Annotated in this window: 14 protein-coding genes; 13 read left to right on the top strand and 1 reads right to left on the bottom strand. The window is 53.5% G+C overall.

Features of this window, described 5'->3' with window-relative positions; all coding sequences use genetic code 11:
- The first annotated feature begins 90 nt into the window (after nucleotides 1-90).
- From pxpB to nei, 5 genes are read left to right on the top strand one after another with little or no spacing between them, the layout of a single operon-like run.
- Nucleotides 91-756, top strand: coding sequence for a 5-oxoprolinase subunit PxpB (pxpB, locus tag J1785_RS22730; protein WP_129952024.1), 666 nt, complete (start codon nucleotides 91-93; stop codon nucleotides 754-756).
- Nucleotides 750-1679: a 5-oxoprolinase subunit PxpC gene (gene pxpC, locus J1785_RS22725; RefSeq protein ID WP_217159269.1), complete on the top strand. Its 930-nt coding sequence runs from the start codon at nucleotides 750-752 to the stop codon at nucleotides 1677-1679. The genes pxpB and pxpC overlap by 7 nt, the downstream gene beginning before the upstream one ends.
- Nucleotides 1669-2406 carry a 5-oxoprolinase subunit PxpA gene (gene pxpA / locus J1785_RS22720; RefSeq protein WP_217159272.1) on the top strand — a complete coding sequence of 246 codons (738 nt, stop codon included), beginning with the start codon at nucleotides 1669-1671 and terminating at the stop codon, nucleotides 2404-2406. The genes pxpC and pxpA overlap by 11 nt, the downstream gene beginning before the upstream one ends.
- A 25-nt stretch (nucleotides 2407-2431) precedes the next feature.
- Nucleotides 2432-3082 (top strand): pyroglutamyl-peptidase I, encoded by a 651-nt coding sequence (pcp, locus tag J1785_RS22715; protein WP_217139312.1) that lies wholly within the window; start codon nucleotides 2432-2434, stop codon nucleotides 3080-3082.
- Nucleotides 3082-3876, top strand: a complete 795-nt coding sequence (gene nei / locus J1785_RS22710) for an endonuclease VIII (protein ID WP_129952020.1) — start codon at nucleotides 3082-3084, stop codon at nucleotides 3874-3876. The genes pcp and nei overlap by 1 nt, the downstream gene beginning before the upstream one ends.
- A 62-nt stretch (nucleotides 3877-3938) precedes the next feature.
- Here nei and J1785_RS22705 read toward each other — a convergent pair whose 3' ends face one another.
- The gene (locus J1785_RS22705) at nucleotides 3939-5222 is read right to left on the bottom strand and encodes a citrate synthase (protein ID WP_129952018.1); all 1284 of its coding nucleotides are present in this window, start codon (nucleotides 5220-5222) and stop codon (nucleotides 3939-3941) included.
- 869 nt (nucleotides 5223-6091) lie between these two features.
- Here J1785_RS22705 and sdhC point away from each other — a divergent pair.
- From sdhC to sucD, 8 genes are all read left to right on the top strand, one after another.
- Entirely contained in the window at nucleotides 6092-6481 is a 390-nt protein-coding gene (gene sdhC / locus J1785_RS22700; RefSeq protein ID WP_129952017.1) for a succinate dehydrogenase cytochrome b556 subunit, read from the top strand.
- On the top strand, nucleotides 6475-6822 hold the full coding sequence (gene sdhD / locus J1785_RS22695) for a succinate dehydrogenase membrane anchor subunit (protein WP_129952016.1): 348 nt from the start codon (nucleotides 6475-6477) through the stop codon (nucleotides 6820-6822). The genes sdhC and sdhD overlap by 7 nt, the downstream gene beginning before the upstream one ends.
- A gap of 3 nt (nucleotides 6823-6825) precedes the next feature.
- Complete coding sequence (gene sdhA / locus J1785_RS22690; RefSeq protein WP_129952015.1) at nucleotides 6826-8592, top strand: succinate dehydrogenase flavoprotein subunit; 1767 nt, start codon at nucleotides 6826-6828, stop codon at nucleotides 8590-8592.
- A gap of 19 nt (nucleotides 8593-8611) precedes the next feature.
- Nucleotides 8612-9328 (top strand): succinate dehydrogenase iron-sulfur subunit, encoded by a 717-nt coding sequence (locus J1785_RS22685; RefSeq protein ID WP_129952014.1) that lies wholly within the window; start codon nucleotides 8612-8614, stop codon nucleotides 9326-9328.
- Nucleotides 9329-9730: 402 nt separating this feature from the next.
- On the top strand, nucleotides 9731-12538 hold the full coding sequence (gene sucA, locus J1785_RS22680) for a 2-oxoglutarate dehydrogenase E1 component (protein ID WP_129952013.1): 2808 nt from the start codon (nucleotides 9731-9733) through the stop codon (nucleotides 12536-12538).
- A gap of 46 nt (nucleotides 12539-12584) precedes the next feature.
- The gene (gene odhB, locus J1785_RS22675; RefSeq protein ID WP_015698112.1) at nucleotides 12585-13814 is read left to right on the top strand and encodes a 2-oxoglutarate dehydrogenase complex dihydrolipoyllysine-residue succinyltransferase; all 1230 of its coding nucleotides are present in this window, start codon (nucleotides 12585-12587) and stop codon (nucleotides 13812-13814) included.
- A gap of 100 nt (nucleotides 13815-13914) precedes the next feature.
- On the top strand, nucleotides 13915-15081 hold the full coding sequence (sucC, locus tag J1785_RS22670) for an ADP-forming succinate--CoA ligase subunit beta (RefSeq protein WP_129952011.1): 1167 nt from the start codon (nucleotides 13915-13917) through the stop codon (nucleotides 15079-15081).
- On the top strand, nucleotides 15081-15953 hold the full coding sequence (gene sucD, locus J1785_RS22665) for a succinate--CoA ligase subunit alpha (RefSeq protein ID WP_217220828.1): 873 nt from the start codon (nucleotides 15081-15083) through the stop codon (nucleotides 15951-15953). The genes sucC and sucD overlap by 1 nt, the downstream gene beginning before the upstream one ends.
- The last annotated feature ends 165 nt before the right edge of the window (nucleotides 15954-16118 follow it).

Here is a 16118-nt window from a genome sequence, read left to right as displayed (position 1 = left end):
TCTGTTTCACGCATAACTGATAACAAATCTCACGCTATTGATTCGATGAATAACCCGATGATCCACAACCCTTCTTTAAGGAGTATCTGAGTGCAACGAGCACGATGTTACCTGCTGGGCGAACGCGCGGTAGTGCTGGAACTTGACCCCCCGGTGTCGCTGGCAAGCCAGCAGCGGATCTGGGGACTGACGCAACGTTTACAGGATCGCGCCGTGTATCCGGGCGTGCGTGAAGTCATTCCCGGTATGAATAATCTGACGGTATTACTCACCGAGGCGCAAAGTTCGGCGCTGGATGCAATTGAGCGACTGCAAAACTGGTGGGAAGAAAGCGAAGCCATCGAGCCGGAATCGCGGCTGGTTGAAATTCCTGTGATTTACGGCGGTCTGCAGGGGCCGGATTTAGACAACGTGGCACGCCATACCGGTATGACGCCGGGTCAGGTGGTTGAATGCCATGCGGGTGTTGACTACACCGTTTATTTTCTCGGCTTCCAGCCCGGTTTTCCTTATCTGGGCGGCATGCCATCGAAACTTGCCACGCCACGTCACGGCGAACCGCGTCTGTCGGTGCCTGCGGGCTCGGTTGGCATTGGTGGCAGTCAGACCGGCATTTATCCTCTCTCGACGCCGGGCGGCTGGCAACTGATCGGTCAGACGCCAGTCGCGATGTTTGATCCCCTGCGTGCATCACCGACATTACTGCTGCCGGGTGACAGCGTACGCTTCGTGCCACAGAAGGAGGGCGTATGCTGAAGGTTTTACGCGCAGGGATGTTGACCACGGTGCAGGACTTGGGTCGCAACGGTTACCGCCAGCAGGGCGTGAGTCAGTCCGGTGCGCTGGATGCCCCGGCACTGCGGTCTGCCAATCTGCTGGCCGGCAATGACGAAAATGCGGCGGCGCTGGAAATCACACTCGGCCAGTTCAGTGCTGAATTTTACCGTGAAGGCTGGATAGCGCTGACCGGGGCCGGTTGTCATGCACAGCTTGATGGGAAAGAGGTATGGACCGGCTGGTGTTACAAAGTGAAGCCGGGCCAGATACTGACCCTGAAAATGCCCACCCGTGGCATGCGCAGCTATCTGGCGATTTCCGGCGGCATTGATGTGCCTGAAGTCATGGGATCGCGCAGTACCGATCTGAAAGCCAAATTTGGTGGCTTTCACGGGCGGGCATTGCAAGACGGTGACAGGTTGCCCACCGGCGATTCGTTTGGGCAGCCGAAAAAATCCTGTGGCATTAAACAGCTACTGTTTGGTAACCGTATTCGTGCATTGCCGGGGCCGGAGTATCAGGAGTTCAGCGAGACGTCGCGCGGGGAGTTCTGGCGCGCCGCCTGGCAGCTGAGCCCGCAAAGTAACCGTATGGGATACCGGCTGCACGGTCACACACTGAAACGCGAAACTGACCGTGAAATTCTGTCGCACGGCTTATTGCCGGGCGTAGTTCAGGTGCCGCACGGGGGGCAGCCGATTGTGCTAATGGCTGATGCCCAGACCACCGGCGGCTATCCGCGTATTGCCTGTGTCATTGAGGCGGATTTGTATAATCTGGCGCAAATCCGGCTGGGCGAACCGGTGCATTTCGTCAAATGCACACCGGAAGAGGCGCAGAAAGCCTTGCGTGAGCAATCGCTCTTTATCGAACAGATTAAACGGGGGCTGCATGGTCATTGATCTTAATGCCGATCTAGGCGAAGGCTGTGCACATGATGAGGCACTGTTACAACTCGTCAGTTCGGCCAATATTGCCTGCGGATTTCATGCCGGAGATGCGCAGACCATGCGGCAATCCGTACGCCATGCGCTGAAATACGGTGTGGCAATTGGTGCGCACCCAGGTTTTGCGGATCGCGAAAATTTTGGCCGCACTGCCATGAACGTGCCTGCCGAAACCCTGTATGCCCAGGTGGTGTATCAGTTGGGTGCACTGGCTGCCATCACCCGTGCCGAAGGCGGACATATGGTGCATGTGAAGCCGCACGGCATGTTGTACAACCAGGCAGCAACCGACCCCGTACTGGCGGATGTTATCGCCCGGGCGGTGCATGCGGTAGATCCGGCATTGCGTCTGGTCGGGCTGGCGGGCAGCGAATTAATTCATGCCGGTGAACGCCTGGGATTGCAAACCCGTCAGGAAGTATTCGCTGACCGGCGTTATCAGAGCAACGGTACGCTGGTGCCACGCAGTCAGCCGGATGCAATGATCGAAAGCGATGAACTGGCGCTGGACCAGACGCTGTCGATGGTACAGCAACAGAAAGTACTCAGCCGTGAAGGCGTCTGGGTGCCGGTTAAAGCTGACACTGTTTGTCTGCATGGTGATGGTGAACATGCACTGACGTTTGCCCGGCGGCTGAGGAATGCGTTTGTTGAACAGGATATTCAGATCAGCGCAGGCTGATTTTGGCAGAATCTGAGGAGCATCTATGCGTAAAGTTTTAGTCACCGGTTTCGAGCCCTTTGGCGGCGAGCGCGTTAATCCGTCATGGGAAGTGGTCAGGCAACTGGGTGACCTGGAATTGTCGGGTGCGCAGATTGTGGTGCGTCAGTTGCCGTGCGTGTTCGGCAAAGCCATTGATGCACTCAATGCGGCCATTGATGAAGTGCTGCCTGAAATGGTGATCTGCGTCGGGCAGGCCGGTGGCCGGAGTGATTTCAGTATCGAACGCGTAGCGATCAATGTCGATGATGCGCGTATTGCCGATAATGAGGGTAACCAACCGGTGGATGAAACCATCGTCAGCGCGGGCCCGGCAGCGTATTTTTCCACCCTGCCGATCAAGACGATTGTCAACGGATTGCGCGAGTCAGGGATCCCGGCATCGGTGTCGCAAACCGCCGGTACTTATGTCTGCAATCATGTGATGTACGGCCTGTTACATCGTCTGGCGCAGCCTGCCTGCAAAGTGGTGAAGGGCGGTTTTATCCATATTCCTTATCTGCCGGAACAGGCCGCACATCATCCGGGTGCGCCAAGTATGTCAGTACATACTGTTCTGAACGCCCTTGAGCTGACTATCGCCATCGCGCTGCATACGGAGCAGGATTTGAAAATTGCCGGGGGTGCAACTCACTGATGCCTGAAGGTCCTGAAATCCGCCGCGCAGCTGATGTGCTGGCTGCTGCGGTAGTGAATAAGCCCCTGACCGATGTCTGGTTTGCGTTTCCGGCACTCAAACCCTATCAGTCAGCGCTCAGGGGCACGAAAATCACGTCAATTGAAACACGCGGAAAAGCACTGCTGACGCACTTTTCCAACGGTCTGACTCTTTATAGTCACAATCAGCTTTACGGGGTCTGGCGGGTAGTGAAGGCCGGCGAAGTCGCCAGGGAAACCAAACGCTCGCTGCGGGTCATGCTGGAAACCACGGAGGCGGCGATCCTGCTGTACAGTGCATCCGAAATCAGTATTTACGATACGGCGGAGATCGAAAATCATCCGTTCCTGCAGCGTATCGGCCCGGATGTGCTGGATGAGCGTCTGACTGTCGAGCAGGTACGTGAGCGGTTATTGTCCCCTAAATTTTGCAACCGTCAGTTAGGCGGAATGTTGCTGGATCAGGCCTTTCTGGCGGGATTGGGCAATTATCTGCGGGCGGAAATTCTCTGGCTGGCGAAACTGCTGCCGGATCATAAACCCAAAGAGCTGAACGAAACGGAACTGCAGGCGCTGGCCGATGCCTGTTTATCTGTTGCGCGCTTATCGTATGCCACGCGCGGCACGATGGATGAAAATGTGCATCACGGTGCGCTGTTTCGTTTCAAGGTGTTTGGCCGGACAGGCTTACCCTGCGAACGTTGCGGCGATCCGATTATGAAAACCAGCGTGTCATCGCGACCGTTCTTCTGGTGTCCGGTGTGTCAGGTATAGCAAACGCACCGAAATGAAAAAGGCTCCCCCGGGAGCCTTTTTGTCATCCTTGAAAAGGAAGATTACTTTTTCAGCTGAGAATGGAAATCGCGTTTGTCATAGCCGGTATAAAGCTGGCGCGGACGGGCGATTTTGACGCCTTCCTGATGCATTTCGCTCCAGTGAGCAATCCAGCCGACAGTACGTGCCATCGCGAAGATCACGGTGAACATCGAAGACGGAATACCCATCGCTTTCAGGATGATGCCGGAGTAGAAATCGACGTTCGGGTACAGTTTCTTCTCGATGAAGTAAGGGTCGTTCAGCGCGATATGCTCAAGCTCCATCGCCACTTCCAGCAGGTTGTCTTTCAGATCCAGCTCTTTCAGGACTTCATGACAGGTTTCACGCATCACGGTCGCGCGCGGGTCATAGTTTTTATAAACACGGTGACCAAAGCCCATCAGGCGGAAGGAATCATTTTTATCTTTCGCGCGTTTCACGAATTCAGGAATGTGATCAACGCTGCTGATTTCTTCCAGCATTTTCAGTGCAGCTTCATTCGCGCCGCCGTGGGCCGGTCCCCACAGGGATGCGATACCCGCAGCAATACAGGCAAACGGGTTAGCGCCAGAAGAACCGGCGGTACGCACGGTGGAGGTCGAAGCATTTTGCTCGTGGTCAGCGTGCAGGATCAGGATACGATCCATTGCGCGTTCCAGAATCGGGTTCACTTTGTATTCTTCACACGGGGTGGAGAACATCATGTGCAGGAAGTTACCGGCATAAGACAGGTCGTTGCGCGGATACACAAACGGCTGGCCGATAGAATATTTGTAACACATGGCGGCAACGGTCGGCATTTTGGACAGCAGACGGTAAGCAGCGATTTCACGGTGACGTTCGTTTTCTACATCGATCGAATCGTGATAAAACGCCGCCAGTGCGCCGGTGACACCACACAGAACAGCCATCGGGTGAGAATCACGACGGAAGCCGTGGAACAGACGGGTGATTTGCTCATGCACCATCGTGTGACGGGTAACATTGGTTTTGAATTCATCATACTGTTTCTGAGTCGGCACTTCGCCATTCAGCAGCAGGTAGCTCACTTCAAGGAAAGTGGACTCTTGTGCCAGCTGGTCAATCGGGAAACCACGGTGCAGCAGAACGCCTTCGTCACCATCGATATAGGTGATTTTGGACTCGCAGGATGCAGTAGAGGTGAAGCCGGGGTCATAAGTGAAAAGACCTTTGGAACCGAGGGTGCGGATATCCACTTCATCCTGGCCCAGTGTGCCGGACAGCACATTAAGTTCAATCGGGTCGTGACCTTGTAGGGTAAGTGTCGCTTTCTTATCAGCCATTTACAGTCTCCTTAGCGCCTTATTTTTAAAAATCAGTAACAACAGAAATGCCTGGAAGCGACGCCTTGTAAGGTCATTATTATTGTCAGCCTTAGCTCTGCGATCGAATGGGAAGGGAACGTAGAGCTGAGTCGAAGTGCAGTCTCAGACTGCTCTGTGACAAACAAGCGGCGTTTCATCGTTGTTAACGATTCGGTAAATCATTACTGTTCTGTCACTCAGTACCGGTGAAGAGTATGAGGATTTACACAATCACCACTTTTGCATAACTTGGGCCATCAGGGAAGACCCCGCATGCGATTGTGTGATCCGCTGATTCTTCAGAAACTTTCACTATTTTGGTGCGTGAAGGCGAAGCCGGTATGTGCTCAGAATCACAGTCCTATTGGAATAGTTCTTTTGTAATAGAAATGTTGATCAAATGTCAAACCAGATAATTTATTTTGTGTCTTTTATGAAAAGTGAGAGATAACTCACTGTTTCGCAGAAATGTGAATAAAGCATTTGTAGGGCAATTGTAATAAGAATGTGATCAACCTATACTCCTACAAGGTCTCCGGACAATCCGAAGTAGGAGCACCCAGCATCATTTTCTTCGCCCTTCACGTTACGGCTACGAAAATACTTTTATCGCGCCTTTTAAGCACACTGGATGTCGTCCTTTGAGCGCGAAAAATGATGAGCTTTTAGCTCAGCTTTCCAAAGTTATTGGTGTTGTGGGAAGGCGGCAAGCAACCGAATCCTTATGAGCTGACACAGGTTAGTGATTAGGGTGAGCGCGCAGCCAACGCACCCACAGCGACAAGAACAAAGGAAAGGGTGCTGTCTGACATACTGCTCCGGACCGGAGGGAAAATAATAAGAGCTGTGTGGGCAAAACCGTGAAAAAACAAAGACCTGTCAATCTGGATCTGCAAACGATCCGATTTCCTGTTACTGCGATAGCGTCCATCTTACACCGAGTCTCTGGCGTAATTACCTTCGTCGCCGTCGGTATCCTCCTCTGGCTGTTAGGCCTGTCTCTCTCTTCTCCTGAAGGGTTTGCACATGCTGCCGCCATCATGAATAGCTTGTTCGTAAAATTCATCTTTTGGGGAATACTCACTGCGCTGGCCTATCACGTTTGCGGTGGCGTCCGCCATTTGCTGATGGATTTTGGCTATATCGAAGAGAGTTTGGCTGCCGGTACCCGTTCTGCCCAGGTGGCAATCGGTCTGACCGTCGTGCTGTCAATTCTGGCTGGAGTCCTCGTATGGTAAGCAACGTTTCTGCGTTAGGGCGTAATGGTGTGCACGACTGGCTGTTACTGCGTGCTTCCGCAATTATCCTCACCTTGTACATCCTCTATATTCTGGGCTTTGTGGTTCTGGCTCAGGAACTGACATTTGATGTCTGGCATGGCTTCTTCTCTTCCTCCATCACCAAAGTATTCACACTGCTGGCGCTGCTCTCAATTCTGATACACGCGTGGATCGGCATGTGGCAGGTGTTAACGGACTATGTGAAATCGCTGGCTGTCCGACTGGTGCTGCAACTGGCTATTGTCGTGGTGTTAGTGGTTTACCTACTTTACGGAACAATTGTTGTTTGGGGAGCGTAGTAAATGAATCTGCCAGTCAGAGAGTTTGATGCTGTCGTTATCGGTGCGGGTGGCGCCGGTATGCGTGCCGCGTTACAAATTTCGCAAATGGGGCTGTCTTGTGCCCTGATTTCAAAAGTCTTCCCGACCCGCTCCCATACGGTGTCAGCGCAGGGCGGTATTACCGTTGCGCTGGGTAACACCCATGAGGATGACTGGGAATGGCATATGTATGACACCGTAAAAGGTTCCGACTATATCGGTGACCAGGACGCCATTGAATATATGTGTAAAACCGGGCCGGAAGCGATTCTGGAACTCGAACACATGGGGCTGCCTTTCTCCCGTCTGGACGATGGCCGTATTTATCAGCGTCCGTTTGGCGGGCAGTCGAAGAACTTCGGCGGCGAACAGGCGGCACGTACCGCCGCCGCAGCCGACCGTACCGGTCACGCCTTGTTGCATACGCTGTATCAGCAAAACCTGAAAAATGGCACCACAATTTTCTCAGAATGGTATTCGCTGGATTTAGTGAAAAACCAGGACGGCGCGATCGTTGGCTGTACCGCAATCTGTATTGAAACCGGTGAAGTGGTGTACTTCAAAGCCAAAGCGACCGTGCTGGCGACCGGTGGTGCAGGCCGTATTTACCAGTCCACCACCAACGCCCACATTAATACCGGCGACGGTGTCGGCATGGCGCTGCGTGCAGGTGTTCCGGTGCAGGATATGGAAATGTGGCAGTTCCACCCGACCGGTATCGCCGGCGCAGGCGTTCTGGTAACAGAAGGCTGTCGTGGTGAAGGCGGTTATCTGCTTAATAAAGACGGCGAGCGTTTCATGGAACGTTATGCGCCGAATGCCAAAGACCTGGCGGGTCGTGACGTGGTGGCGCGTTCCATCATGATCGAAATCCGCGAAGGCCGCGGCTGTGAAGGTCCGTGGGGCCCGCACGCCAAACTGAAACTCGACCATCTGGGTAAAGACGTTCTGGAATCCCGCCTGCCTGGCATCCTCGAACTGTCGCGTACCTTCGCACACGTCGATCCGGTGAAAGAGCCGATCCCGGTTATCCCGACCTGCCATTACATGATGGGCGGTATTCCGACCAAGGTGACCGGTCAGGCATTGCGTGTTAACGCACAGGGTCAGGACGAAGTGATCCCGGGTCTGTTCGCCGTGGGCGAGATTGCCTGCGTATCGGTACATGGCGCTAACCGCCTTGGCGGCAACTCGCTGCTGGACCTGGTGGTGTTTGGCCGTGCAGCGGGCATGCATTTGCAGGAATCTATTGCAGAGCAGGGTGACAGCCGTGATGCCTCTCAGGATGACATTGATGTCTCTCTGGAACGTCTGAACCGCTGGAATAACACCCGTTCAGGTGAAGATCCGGTGGCTATCCGTAAAGATCTGCAAGCGTGCATGCAGAACAACTTCTCGGTCTTCCGTGAAGGTGATGCGATGGCGAAAGGGCTGGAAGAACTGAAAGTGATCCGCGAGCGTCTGAAATCTGCCCGTCTGGATGATACGTCCTCAGAATTCAATACCCAGCGCGTTGAGTGCCTGGAACTGGATAATCTGATGGAAACCGCGTTCTCCACTGCCGTCTCTGCAAACTACCGCACCGAAAGCCGTGGCGCACACAGCCGTTTCGACTTCCCTGAGCGTGATGATGCGAACTGGTTGTGCCACACGCTGTATCAGCCGGAAACAGAAAGCATGACCCGCCGTGAGGTGAACATGCAGCCTAAGCTTCGCGCAGCGTTCCCGCCGAAAGCGCGTACATACTAGGGCAGAGCGGAGACAGATTATGAAAATTGAATTTTCGATTTATCGCTATAACCCGGACGTCGATGACGTGCCGTACATGAAAGATTATGTGCTGGAAGCCAAAGAAGGGCGCGACATGATGTTGCTCGACGCGCTGATTTTGCTGAAAGAGCAGGATCCGACGCTGGCTTTCCGCCGCTCATGCCGTGAAGGGGTTTGCGGGTCAGATGGCGTCAACATGAACGGTAAAAACGGTCTGGCGTGTATCACACCCGTCTCGACGCTGCGTAACGGCAACAAGAAAATTGTTATCCGTCCGTTACCAGGGTTACCGGTTGTCCGTGACCTTGTAGTAGACATGGGGCAATTCTATAAGCAGTATGAGAAGATTAAGCCTTACTTGTTGAATGATGGGAAAAATCCTCCGGCGCGTGAACATTTACAGATGCCGGATGATCGTGAAAAGCTGGACGGATTATACGAGTGTATTCTCTGCGCCTGCTGTTCGACGTCCTGTCCGTCTTTCTGGTGGAATCCGGACAAGTTTGTCGGCCCGGCGGGCCTTCTGGCCGCTTACCGTTTCCTGATCGACAGCCGCGATACCGAGACACAATCGCGCCTCGACGATCTGAACGATGCTTTCAGCGTATTCCGCTGCCACAGCATCATGAACTGTGTGAGTGTATGTCCGAAGGGGCTGAATCCGACCAAGGCTATCGGCCATATCAAATCGATGCTGCTACAACGCGGTGCCTGAGAAGATATGCCACGCCACAGCGGGAACTCAGGTTCCCGCTGTTATTTATCCCCAGGTGCGTTGCGCTTTCTTTAGTTACAAATGTTGCAACTGAGGCGTTGATAGCAAATAAGTAAATTTTTAATAACAAAATAGCAACAAGTGCAACAAAGTTGCGCCTTACAGGAGTAAGATAGCCGGGTCAAAATCAGGGTGTTAGAAAACATCTGAAAAGGCAGCACTAAAAAGCAGGGCAACTTCAAAAATCAGTCACGCGCATGGCGGATTTTTGAAGGTTCCTTGAAGAGCCAAATGCTCAACCAACGAACTGTTTTAGTAAGGAAAACCGTTTTACCGCGGTGTATCACGGTCAATATTATTAACCACGGCGAAAACTAAAGCTTCAAAGCTTAAGGGATCACGATGCAGAACGGCGCAATGAAGGCCTGGCTGGATTCCTCCTATCTGGCGGGTGCGAACCAGTCTTACATAGAACAACTCTATGAAGACTACTTAACCGATCCTGGTTCCGTTGACGATAGCTGGCGTTCGATTTTTAAACAGCTACCAACAGTGGGTGTGAAACCAGAGCAACTCCATTCTCAAACACGGGACTACTTCCGCCGCCTGGCGAAAGACGCGTCACGTTACAACTCCTCCATCAGCGATCCGCAAACGGATGCCAAGCAAGTCAAGGTGCTGCAGTTAATCAACGCCTTCCGCTTCCGTGGTCATCAGAACGCGAACCTTGATCCCCTTGGTCTGTGGAAACTGGACGACGTGCCCGATCTGGATCCGGCGTTCCACCATCTGACTGAAGCTGATTTCCAGGAAACCTTCAACGTCGGTTCATTTGCCATTGGCAAGGAAACCATGCAGCTCGGCGAGCTGTATAAAGCCCTGAAGCAAACCTATTGCGGTTCCATTGGTGCAGAATATATGCACATCACCAACACCGAAGAGAAACGCTGGATCCAACAGCGTATCGAATCCGTGGCCGGGCGTGCGAGCTTCACCAATGATGAAAAGAAAACGTTCCTGAAAGAGCTGACCGCAGCAGAAGGTCTGGAGCGTTATCTGGGCGCGAAATTCCCGGGTGCAAAACGCTTTTCACTCGAAGGTGGCGATGCGCTGGTGCCGATGCTTAAAGACATGATCCGTCATGCCGGCAAAAACGGAACCCGTGAAGTGGTGCTGGGTATGGCGCACCGTGGCCGTCTGAACGTACTGATCAACGTGCTGGGCAAAAAGCCGCAGGATTTGTTCGACGAATTCTCCGGCAAGCATAAAGAACATCTGGGTACCGGTGATGTGAAATACCACATGGGCTATTCGTCTGATGTGGAAACCGAAGGCGGCATGGTGCATCTGGCGCTGGCGTTTAACCCGTCGCACCTCGAAATCGTCAGCCCGGTGGTTATCGGTTCTGTTCGTGCCCGTCGTGATCGTCTGGACGAAGCGCGCAGCAACATGGTTCTGCCAATCACCATTCACGGTGATGCGGCGATTACCGGTCAGGGTGTGGTTCAGGAAACCCTGAACATGTCGCTGGCACGTGGTTATGAAGTGGGCGGCACCGTACGTATCGTCATCAATAACCAGGTGGGTTTCACCACCTCGAATCCGAAAGATGCGCGTTCTACCGATTACTGTACCGATATTGCGAAAATGGTGCAGGCACCGATTTTCCACGTCAATGCCGATGACCCTGAAGCGGTGGCTTTCGTAACCCGCCTGGCATTGGATTTCCGTAACACCTTTAAACGTGACGTCATGATCGACCTGGTTTGCTACCGTCGCCACGGCCATAACGAGGCCGACGAACCTAGCGCAACCCAGCCGCTGATGTACAACAAGATTAAGAAACACCCGACGCCACGCAAAATCTACGCTGATGTCCTGACTGAGCAAAACGTGGCCAGCCTCGAAGATGCCACGGAAATGGTCAACCTGTATCGTGATGCGCTGGATGCTGGTGAATGCGTAGTGGAAGAGTGGCGTCAGAATGACATGCACACTTTCACCTGGTCACCGTATCTGAACCATGAGTGGGATGAAGCTTACCCGAACAAGGTTGAGCTGAAACGTCTGCAGGAACTGGCGCGTCGTGTCAGTCATGTGCCGGATGCGATTGAAATGCAGTCACGCGTGGCCAAGATTTATGCTGACCGTAACGAGATGGCAGAGGGCAATAAGAAATTCGACTGGGGTGGTGCAGAAAACCTGGCCTACGCGACGCTGGTCGATGAAGGTATTCCGATTCGTCTTTCCGGTGAAGATACCGGTCGCGGCACCTTCTTCCATCGCCATGCCGTGGTCCATAACCAGAAAAACGGTTCCGTGTACGTGCCGCTGGCTAATATTCATAACAGCCAGGGCGAGTTCAACGTCTGGGATTCCGTGCTTTCCGAAGAAGCGGTGCTGGCATTTGAATACGGTTATGCCACGGCTGAACCGCGCACCCTGACTATCTGGGAAGCGCAGTTCGGTGATTTCGCCAACGGTGCGCAGGTGGTTATTGACCAGTTCATCAGTTCCGGCGAGCAGAAATGGGGCCGCATGTGTGGTCTGGTGATGTTGTTGCCACACGGCTACGAAGGGCAGGGACCGGAGCACTCCTCCGCGCGCCTGGAACGTTATCTGCAACTTTGCGCTGAGCAAAATATGCAGGTCTGTATCCCGTCTACCCCGGCGCAGGTTTACCACATGATCCGTCGTCAGGCACTGCGCGGTATGCGCCGTCCGCTGATCGTGATGTCACCGAAGTCACTGTTGCGCCATCCTCTTGCGGTTTCTACGCTTGATGAGTTGGCTAACGGCAGCTTCCTGCCTGCGATTGGCGAAGTCGACGAACTGGATCCAAAACAGGTCAAGCGCGTGGTGATGTGCTCCGGTAAGGTTTATTACGACCTGCTGGAACAACGTCGCAAAAACGAGCAAACCGATGTGGCGATCGTCCGCATCGAGCAGCTTTACCCGTTCCCGCACAAGGCAATTCAGGAAGTGCTTGAGAAATTCTCACACGTTCATGATTTCGTCTGGTGCCAGGAAGAGCCATTGAACCAGGGCGCGTGGTATTGCAGCCAGCACAATTTCCGTGAAGTGATTCCTTTCGGGGCTTCTTTACGTTACGCAGGACGCCCGGCCTCTGCCTCTCCGGCAGTGGGCTACATGTCCGTTCACCAGAAGCAACAGCAAGATCTGGTTAACGATGCGCTGAACGTTAAATAACCGCGTTGGCGTCAGTTAACTATATGGAACATAAGAAGGATTGATAATGAGTAGCGTAGATATTCTGGTCCCTGACCTTCCTGAATCCGTTGCGGATGCGACGGTTGCCACCTGGCACAAAAAGCCGGGCGACAGTGTTGAGCGTGACGATGTACTGGTAGAAATTGAAACCGATAAAGTGGTTCTGGAAGTGCCGGCAAGTGAAGCCGGTATTCTGGACAGCATTATCGAAGACGAAGGTGCGACGGTCATTTCCCGTCAGATCCTGGCGCGTATTCGTCCGGGTAACAGCAGCGGCAAGCCAAGCACTGAGAAAAGCTCCGATAAAGAAGCGACTCCTGCGGCACGCCACACAGCAGCACTGGAAGAAGAGAACAACGACGCACTCAGCCCGGCTATCCGTCGTCTGATTGCTGAACATTCTCTGGATGCCAGCGCCATCAAAGGCAGCGGTGTCGGTGGTCGTCTGACCCGTGAAGATATTGAACAGCACCTGGCGAAGGCCAAGGATGCGAAGCCAGCCGCGGCACCTGCAGCGGCACCGGCTGCCACCAGCGCCGCACCGGCTCTGGGTTCACGTAGCGAAAAACGGGTACCGATGACCCGTCTGCGTAAACGTGTTGCTGAGCGTCTGCTTGAAGCCAAAAACAGCACGGCGATGCTGACCACCTTCAACGAAATCAATATGAAGCCCATCATGGATCTGCGTAAGCAGTACGGTGATGGTTTTGAAAAACGTCACGGTGTACGTCTGGGCTTCATGTCTTTCTATCTGAAAGCTGTGGTTGAAGCGCTGAAACGCTATCCGGAAGTGAATGCTTCTATTGATGGCGATGATGTGGTTTACCACAACTATTTTGATGTCAGCATTGCGGTATCCACGCCACGTGGTCTGGTCACACCGGTTCTGCGTGATGTCGATACGCTGGGCATGGCAGATATCGAGAAGCAAATCAAAGAACTGGCCATCAAAGGCCGTGACGGCAAGCTGAAAGTGGAAGAACTGACCGGCGGTAACTTTACCGTGACCAACGGCGGTGTCTTTGGTTCTCTGATGTCCACGCCGATCATCAACCCGCCGCAGAGCGCCATTCTGGGCATGCATGCCATTAAAGATCGCCCGATGGCAGTGAATGGTCAGGTGGTGATTTTGCCAATGATGTATCTGGCACTGTCATATGATCACCGTCTGGTGGATGGCCGCGAGTCTGTCGGTTTCCTGGTGACCATTAAAGAGATGCTGGAAGATCCGGCTCGTCTGCTGCTGGACGTCTAGTCCCGGCACAGCGAAAGATGAGAGATCGAAAAATCTGCGGCACAGTTCGCTGTGCCCTGATAAGCCTTCCTATTTACCGAATAAGAATGGATAGAACATCATGAATTTACACGAGTATCAGGCGAAACAGCTGTTCCTGCGCTACGGCCTGCCAGCACCAACGGGCTTCGCCTGTTCCACCCCGCGTGAAGCGGAAGAGGCTGCATCGAAAATCGGTGCCGGTCCGTGGGTGGTGAAATGTCAGGTTCATGCCGGTGGACGCGGTAAAGCGGGCGGCGTGAAAGTGGTTAAAAGCAAAGAAGAAATCCGTGCTTTTGCTGAGCACTGGCTGGGCAAGCGTCTGGTGACTTACCAGACAGACGCCAGCGGTCAGCCGGTTAACCAGATCCTGGTTGAATCCGCCACTGATATTGATAAAGAACTGTATCTTGGCGCGGTAGTGGATCGCAGCTCCCGTCGCGTGGTGTTCATGGCGTCTACCGAAGGCGGCGTGGAAATCGAGAAAGTGGCGGAAGAAACCCCGCACCTGATCCACAAAGTGGCGCTTGATCCGCTGGCAGGTCCGCAGCCGTATCAGGGCCGCGAGCTGGCTTTCAAACTGGGTCTGAGCGGTAAGCAGGTTCAGCAGTTCACCAAGATCTTCATGGGGCTGGCGAACATTTTCCTTGAGCGCGATCTGGCGCTGATCGAAATCAACCCGCTGGTGGTGACTACCGCAGGTGACCTGATCTGCCTCGATGGCAAACTGGGTGCCGACGGCAACGCCTTGTTCCGTCAGCCGGAATTGCGTGAAATGCGTGATTACAGTCAGGAAGATGCCCGTGAGTCTCAGGCTGCGCAGTGGGAACTGAACTACGTTGCGCTCGACGGCAATATCGGTTGTATGGTGAACGGTGCCGGTCTGGCAATGGGCACCATGGATATCGTGAAACTGCACGGCGGCGAACCGGCTAACTTCCTCGATGTCGGCGGTGGCGCAACCAAAGAACGCGTGACCGAAGCTTTCAAAATCATCCTGTCCGATGAAAAAGTCAAAGCCGTCTTCGTAAACATCTTCGGCGGTATCGTACGTTGTGACCTGATCGCCGACGGTATCATCGGTGCGGTGGAAGAAGTGGGCGTCAGCGTGCCGGTTGTGGTGCGTCTTGAAGGTAACAATGCCGAGCTGGGTGCCAAAAAACTGGCAGACAGCGGTTTGAACATCATTGCAGCGACCAGCCTGACGAATGCGGCTCAACAAGTTGTCGCGGCAGTGGAGGGGAAATAATGTCGATTTTAATCAACAAGAACACCAAAGTTATCTGCCAGGGTTTCACCGGTAGCCAGGGGACTTTCCACTCCGAACAAGCCATCGCATACGGTACAAAAATGGTTGGCGGTGTAACACCGGGCAAAGGTGGCACCGAACATCTGGGTCTGCCTGTGTTCAACACCGTGCGTGAAGCGGTAGAAAGCACCGGCGCAACGGCATCTGTGATTTATGTTCCGGCGCCGTTCTGCAAAGACTCCATTCTGGAAGCGCTGGATGCTGGCATTAAACTGATTATCTGTATCACTGAAGGCATTCCGACCCTGGATATGTTGGTGGTTAAAGTGAAACTGGATCAGAGCGATGCGGTGATGATCGGGCCAAACTGTCCGGGGGTGATCACGCCGGGTGAATGCAAAATCGGCATCATGCCGGGCCACATTCATCTGCCAGGTAAAGTGGGTATTGTTTCCCGCTCAGGCACGCTGACGTATGAAGCCGTTAAACAGACCACGGATTACGGTTACGGCCAGTCTACCTGTGTCGGTATCGGCGGTGACCCGATCCCTGGCTCTAACTTCATCGATATCCTGAAGTTGTTCCAGGAAGATCCGCAGACTGAAGTGATCGTCATGATCGGCGAAATCGGCGGTAACGCCGAAGAAGAAGCCGCAGCGTACATCAAAGCGCACGTGACTAAACCGGTTGTGGGTTACATCGCAGGGGTTACTGCGCCTAAGGGCAAACGTATGGGCCATGCTGGCGCCATCATTGCCGGTGGTAAAGGCACTGCTGATGAGAAATTTGCAGCGCTGGAAGCCGCAGGTGTTAAAACCGTTCGCAGCCTGGCCGATATCGGCGAAGCCGTGAAATCACTGCTTCCGCAATAAGTATTACCCACCCGTATTGGTAAACCGCCGGTACGGGTTAAGTCAATTTTTATAAAAAAAGATTCGACATGTTGGCCGCCTTCGGGTGGCCTTTTTTTATTTTAAGCTAAATAATTAACATTCGCCGAATTAAGCTATATTCATTAACACAGCACGATACGTTCA

The sequence above is a fragment of the Rahnella perminowiae genome, from assembly GCF_019049755.1.
Classification (GTDB): domain Bacteria; phylum Pseudomonadota; class Gammaproteobacteria; order Enterobacterales; family Enterobacteriaceae; genus Rahnella; species Rahnella perminowiae.
The sequence above is the reverse complement of the archived record's forward strand: the minus strand, read 5'-3'. Positions and strand labels throughout refer to the sequence as shown.